General features: G+C 61.2%; 3 protein-coding genes. All 3 read left to right on the top strand.

Annotated features, from left to right (window positions below):
* On the top strand, positions 1 to 2,044 hold a 2,044-nt coding region (gene tsaD, locus AB5758_RS09445; RefSeq protein ID WP_368155526.1), incomplete at its 5' end, for a tRNA (adenosine(37)-N6)-threonylcarbamoyltransferase complex transferase subunit TsaD.
* A gap of 528 nt (positions 2,045 to 2,572) precedes the next feature.
* Complete coding sequence (locus tag AB5758_RS09450; RefSeq protein WP_271761487.1) at positions 2,573 to 4,462, top strand: carbon starvation CstA family protein; 1,890 nt, start codon at positions 2,573 to 2,575, stop codon at positions 4,460 to 4,462.
* 183 nt (positions 4,463 to 4,645) lie between these two features.
* Positions 4,646 to 6,853 (top strand): hypothetical protein, encoded by a 2,208-nt coding sequence (locus tag AB5758_RS09455; RefSeq protein WP_368141774.1) that lies wholly within the window; start codon positions 4,646 to 4,648, stop codon positions 6,851 to 6,853.
* Positions 6,854 to 6,894: the final 41 nt, after the last annotated feature.

A 6,894-nucleotide genomic window follows, 5' to 3' on the forward strand; every position in this document is an offset into this window, starting at 1 on the left:
GGCGTGGAAGGCTGGCGTGCGCGGCAAGCTTGGTATCTTGGCCGATGCTATGCGCGGTGAGGTATATCCGGCGCTGTATATGCTGGTCGATGAGGGTCCCGAGCGTCAATTTGAGCGCGAACACGTGGCCAAGGCCGCCGTGGCGCTCGATGAGTGGCGCCAAGCAGCGGACTGGGACCAGGTTCAGCTGACCGGTGACGGTCTCGTGCGCTATGGCAAGCTGCTGGGTGAGGACGAGACCGCCCGCTGCGTGGAGCGCGACCTGTGGTGGCCTTCGGGCGAGGGCTTGCTGCTCGCGCACGCTGCGGGTGACGGCGATCCGGCTCGCGTCCTGCCGATTTACACGCGCCTTTCGGATGCCGAGGAAAACGAGCGCAAGCGTCTTGGTCTTGCCGAGAGTGCGCAGAGCGAAATTACGGGTGTTGCCGATGAGCTCGCCGGTCGTCATCTGCAGTTCCGCCCCATGGGCGCGGCGGATGCCGAGGGCGCGAGCGCGCTGGAGGCTGCCTGCTTTGAAGGTGCCGGACACGAGGCGTGGACGCCGGGCATGTTCCTGTCCGAACTGGGCGAGGACGTTGCTGCGCCGCGTAGTTGGTGGGTGGCACACGACGACGGCAAGCTGCTGGGCCTTGCCGGCGGTATGGTTGTGGACGGTGATGTGCAGATTCTGGATGTCGCCGTCGACCCGGCACATCGCCGCGAGGGCATTGCCCGCAAGCTGCTGTCGCACGTGAGCTATGATGCCCAGATGCTCGGCTGCACCACGGCTTCGCTCGAGGTCGAGGACGGTAACGAGGGAGCGATCGCGCTTTATAACGCTCTGGGCTTTACCGAGGCTGGCCGTCGCCGCGGTTACTACGGTGTTGGCAAAGATGCCATCGTCATGACGGCGCCGCTGCCCTTGGTGCTCCCGGTCGACAACGCTTCGCCCGAGCCGACGGCGGCTGAGCAGCGTGTATGGCCGCTGCCTGCGCCCGAGCGAACCGTTGAGGAGCGCGCTGAAATTGAGCGCCGTCGCCTAGTGCTCGCTATCGAGAGTTCCTGCGACGAGACGGCCGTGGCGATTATCGATGCGGATGGCAATATGCTGGCCAACCAGGTGTCGACACAGATTGATTTTCACGCCCGCTTTGGCGGCGTGGTGCCCGAGATCGCCTCGCGCAAACACGTTGAGGTGATTGTGAGTGTCGTGGATGCGGCGCTCGAGGATGCCGCAGCATCGCTTGGTCTTGAGGGTGGAGCCATTGCCCCCAGCGAGCTTGCCGCCGTGGGCGTGACACAGGGTCCGGGCCTGGTGGGCGCTCTCGTGGTGGGCGTTGCCTTTGCCAAAGGCTTTGCCTACGCTGCCGGTAAGCCGCTCGTATGCGTCAACCATCTGGAGGGGCACCTGTTTGCCAACTTGCTGGCGCAGCCCGACCTCAAGCCGCCGTTCATCTTCACGCTTGTCTCGGGCGGGCACACCATGCTCGTGCACGTAAAGGCATGGGGCGACTACGAGGTGCTCGGTGAGACGCTCGACGACGCCGTGGGCGAGGCCTTCGACAAGGTGGCCAAGGCGTTGGGCCTGGGCTATCCCGGTGGCCCCATCATTTCCAAGCTGGCCGAGACGGGCAATCCCCGCGCGATCGATTTCCCCCGTGCGCTTAACAGCAGGGGAGACTATCGTTTCTCGCTTTCGGGTCTTAAAACGGCCGTGACGCTCTACATCGAGCAGGAGACCAAGGCCGGGCGCACGATTCACCTGCCCGATCTGGCGGCTTCGTTTGAGGCGGCTGTCTTTGACGTGCAGTACAAGAAGGCCAAAAACGCATTGCACGCTACCGGATGTAAGGAATACTGCATCGGCGGCGGCGTCTCGGCCAACCCGCATCTGCGCGAGATGATGATCAAGAAGCTTGGGCGTCAGGGGATTCGCGTAACGGTGCCGCCCTTGTCTGCCTGTACCGATAACGCAGCCATGATCGCGGAGGTCGCCCGCCGTAAATTCGACCGAGGTGAAATCTCGCCGTTCGACGTCGACGCCGATCCGAACATGACGCTGTAGCTGGTACGGCGCGGTCCCCGGACGGAGGGGCCGGATATAAGGTTTCCTGCTCTACAGTCCTGCGCAAGACGAAGGCCACATTAAGTGGCCTTCGTCTTGCGCAGGACTGTAGAGCAGGAAAGTTCATATGCGCCGCCCGGCTCCCGCGGCTCTCAGGGGCATCTCTCATGCAAAAACTGTCGTGGGGTAAAGTCCGAGGTCAGTGGCGTTTAATACCGAGAAATCCAAAAAAGTTGAAAATTCATTACAAATTTGCGTTGACTTTAGGCAACTAAAGTTTCATACTCCTTTTCAACCACTGGGGGATGTGAACACGCACGGATCGTTCGCATCATGATTGAAGAGGATTTCTTAGACATGTTCACGCATCAGCTAAACATTATCAGCGTAGTAATTATCTGATGCGGGTTAGCACATACAGCTAGCCCGTACGATAACGGGCGGCTGATGAAGATGAGGGCCGTCGAGCGCAACCGACGGCCCTCATTTTTTTATGTCTGGGAAGTTCTTTTTAGAGGAGGAAATGTAATGAACGGAGTTTTGCTCATGGTTGTGGCCGCGGCGGTGCTCGCCTGCGGCTATCTGGGCTATGGCCGATGGCTGGCCAACAAGTGGGGCGTTGACAAAGAGGCCCTCACGCCGGCCAAGCGCATGAAGGACGGCAACAGCTTCTCGCCCGTCTCCGCCTTCACTGCGTTCTCGCACCAGTTCAGCTCGATCTGCGGTGCTGGCCCTGTTACGGGTACGATCGTCGCCATGGCCTTTGGCTGGCTGCCCGTCGTGCTCTGGGTCCTCGTCGGCGGCATCTTCTTTGGCGCCGTCCACGACTTTGGTGCCCTGTACGCTTCGATGAAGAACAACGGCAAGTCGCTCGCTCAGCTCATCGAGAAGTACATCGGCAAGACCGGCCGTCGCCTGTTCCTGCTGTTCTGCTGGCTGTTCTGCATCATCGTCATCGCCGCCTTCACCGACATGGTCTGCAAGACGTTCATGTTCACCCCGGCCGTTGACGCTTCTGGTGCTGCTACCGGTGCCATCGACTTCACCAAGTCCTATGCCGCCGGCTGCGCTGGTACCATCTCCATCCTGTTCACCTTCGTCGCTATCGCCTTTGGTTGGGCCCAGAAGAAGTTCAACCTCACCGGCGCTGCCGAGTTCGTCACCGGCGTTATCCTCATGGTTCTCATGTTCGCCGTCGGTATGCAGTTCCCGGTCTACCTGGATAAGTTCCAGTGGTTCGCCGTCGTCATGGTCTACCTGGTCTTCGCTGGCGCTATGCCCATCCAGATGCTCAAGACCCCGCGTGACTACCTCACTTCCATCATGATGATCGTCATGATCGTCTGCGCTGTCCTCGGCATCGTCGTCCTGGGTGTCAACGGTCAGGCCACTATCACCGCTCCGGTCTTCACCGGCTTCTCCACTGCCTCCGGCATGATGTTCCCGGTCCTGTTCGTCTCCGTCGCATGCGGTGCTCTCTCCGGTTTCCACAGCCTCGTTTCTTCCGGCACCTCTTCCAAGCAGGTCGAGAAGGAGCAGGACGCCGTCAAGGTCGGTTACGGTGCAATGATCGTCGAGTCCTTCGTTGGCATCCTTGCCATCATCGTCGCCGGCATCATGTTCTCCGATATGAACACCGCCGGTACTGGCGCTCTCAACGCCGGTGTCGCTTCCACCCCGTTCCAGATCTTCGCCGCCGGCATCTCCCGCGGTATGCAGGCCTTCGGTGTTGACGGCACGCTCGCTACCGTCTTCATGACCATGAACGTCTCCGCTCTGGCCCTGACCTCGCTCGACGCCGTCGCCCGCATCGCCCGCACCTCGTTCTCCGAGTTCTTTGCCCAGACCAACGACGCCCTGGCCATCGAGTCCAAGGCCGGCTACATGAAGGTCCTCGGCAACCCCTGGTTCGCCACGGTCGTTACCCTGCTTCCCGGTCTCGCTCTCGCTTTTGGTGGCTATGCCAACATCTGGCCGCTCTTTGGTGCTTCCAACCAGCTGCTCGGCGGCATGACCATGATCACCCTCGCCGTGTTCTGCAAGTGCACCGGCCGCAAGGGCTGGATGCTCTACGTGCCCGTCGTCTTCCTGCTCTGCTGCACCTTCACCTCGCTGGTCCAGAGCGCCATGGGCTGCATGACCGCCGTCCAGGCCTACGGTTTCTTCGGTACCATCCCGGCTACCGCCACCACGGCCGCCGTCTCCGTCGCCGCCACCAAGGGCCTGCAGCTCGTCTTTGCCGTCCTGCTGATGGTCCTGGGCCTCATCGTTGCCGTCAACTGCCTCAAGGAGTTCTTCGGCAAGGAGGCTGGCTCCATGCCTGATGAGGAGCCCGAGTGGTCCGATATGGGCAAGGCCGAGTACGGTCGCGCCGCTGCCGCTGAGGCTCCTGCCGACGCCGAGGCCGCCAAGGCCTAGTCGGTCGGACGGGTTGAATCTCCCATCCATTTGACTCGGAAAGACCGGGTCCGCGACTTCGCGGGCTCGGTCTTTTTTCATGCAAAAGCGGGTGACGCTCGAGTGTTCTCGCAGATGTTTTGCGTGGATAAGGGCGCGCGTTGTACCATATAGACGTATATGTGTACATATGAAAGGGGCCCCGTGGCCAAGACGGTATATTCCGATAACCAAAATAATGTCGATGCCCTGGCTGAGCGTCTGAGCAGCCAGACATCGCTTTCTGCTGAGCGTGCCAAGCTGGTTGCCTACGACCTGCTTTGCCGCAAGGCGCTCAAGATCAAGTCGAGCGCGCTGGCGCAAATTTTCCGCTCCGTCGATAAGGAATGTGACACCAAGGCGATGCGCGATGAGCTTATCGCGGCAAATATCGTGACCAAGATCGAGGGTAGCGGCGTTAACGGGCGCCCGGCGTTCTATACCATCAATGCCGAGATCCGCGATGCCCAGGAGCAGCCTGCCGAGTCCGTCGAGGATTTTGTCGTCGAGGATTCCGCTGACGTGCCTGCTGTGGAAGAAGTTGCCCCGCGTGAGCATGTCGATACCGATGAGTTGCTCGATGAGAACGTCGTGCGTGCCTTTACGGCCAAGGCAGGACGCGGCGGTTTTGGCGGGGGCGGCAAGCGCGATGCACAGCGCCGCGCCCAGCAGGAGCGCTTCCGTCGCGCCGTTGCTCGAAAGGGCGAGACGGATGCCGAGGCTGTTGAGACCGAGGCTGCTGAGACCGAGGCTGCTGCCGAGTCGCAGAAGCCCACGAAGGAGCAAAAGCCCGTGGAGGCCCAAGAGCCCAAGCACCGTCGCGGCGCTCACTTTAAGGCTGCACAGCAGGATGCCGCGCGTGAGGTCGAAGAGTCTTCTGAGGTTGCAGACGATGTTGAGGAGTCTGCCAAGAAGGCTCCGGGTTCATGTCGTCCCGGACGTGGTTTTGCGGGGCGCGCGTATCCCGTGAGGCGTCAGGAGAAGAGCGAGCCGGCTTCGACCACTCAGGACGAGAAGGCCGAACAAACCGAGAAAACCGTTGAGCCGGCGGCTCGCGAGCAGCAACCTTCCGAGTCGCAGCCTGCGGCTGACACCGAGGTCAAAGTTCAACAGTCCGCTGATAAACAGGCGGGGGAGAGCGCTTCGAGCAAGCCCCGCCGTCGTCGTCACCGTGGCGGACGTGGCTCAAATGCCGAAACCGTGGCCGAGAAGGCGACAACGCAAAACAAGGATGTGAAGGCTGAGACCCCGGTGGAGCAGCCCAAGCGCCAGCCGGCGAAGGGGGACAAGCCTGAACGTTCGCAAAAGAGCTCGTCCGCGCCAAAGCAAGAGCGCAAAGCTCAGGCAGATTCCAAGCACAAATCCCAGGCGCAGCCCAAACCGACTGCAAACGATGCGGCCGCCCAGCAGCCTGAGCAGCCCGCTCATGGCGAGGTTTCGGCGTTTGCTCTGGCCCGTGTCCTGGGCAGGCAGCTGCTCAAGGTCGTTCCCACGCCAATGGCGCTCTCCAAGATTAAGGAGCAGCAGACACAGATCGTAAAGGTCGAGGGCAAGGACGGCAAAAAGGCTCCGCAGCGCACTCAGCACAACGAGATGTCCAACCGCAAGATTGCCGAGGAAATCGCAATCATCCAGGCTTGGATCGAGCAGAACCGAGGTGCCGATACGCCGGTTGCCTCGCGCCGCCAGCGTGCCTACCAGATCTTTAACGACGAGAAGGCTTTTGACGGCAAGCACGGTGAGCGCTTGATCAGGCGTATGACCGAAAAGGGCATCAGCATGCAGGCGATCAAGGTCGCCCCCAATCGCCCCGTGCACTTTACGGGCTTCTTTACGCTGGGAGCCGACAAGCCGTTCATTATGGTCGAGAACCTGGACACCTACGACGAGATCGTCAAGCTGCTGCGTGGCCGCAAGCACGCCAAGCTCTTTGGCATCAAGGTGGGCGGCGTGATTTTTGGCGGCGGATGCAAGGCGAGCGTCTCGCATGCCTTGGACGATTATCTGGCCGAGATTGGCTATCGCTTTAACTACGTCTACTACGTAGGCGATATCGATCGCGAGGGCGCGCGCATCGTCGAACAGGCTCGCAATGCCAATGTGGTTGAGATTCGCCTGCATGCCGGCATGTACCGCGCCATGCTCGCCGAGCATAAGCGTCGCGTGAAGGCCGGCGGCGAGTGCGAGCCCGCGGCTGCCAACCAGGGCGTGCCGCAGAACCTGGCAGCGACGATCAAGGATCTGCCCATGGTTACGCGCGTGCAGTTCCGCAACGTGCTACGTGAAGGCGGGCGCATTCCGCAGGAGATCCTGATGACCGCCGACTATCGGGATGGCGACTCGGGAAGCTTCGACCGCATGCTCAACAACTAGGGCGTTCGGCCCCGGGAGAGCGGGGACACCGGCTTAGGTTT

The sequence above is a fragment of the Collinsella aerofaciens genome, from assembly GCF_040926405.1.
Taxonomy (GTDB): Bacteria; Actinomycetota; Coriobacteriia; order Coriobacteriales; family Coriobacteriaceae; genus Collinsella.

Excerpts from the sequence above, each read along its gene's own strand:
- AB5758_RS09450 (WP_271761487.1), top strand. The coding sequence starts at position 2,573 with ATGAACGGAGTTTTGCTCATGGTTGTGGCCGCGGCGGTGCTCGCCTGC.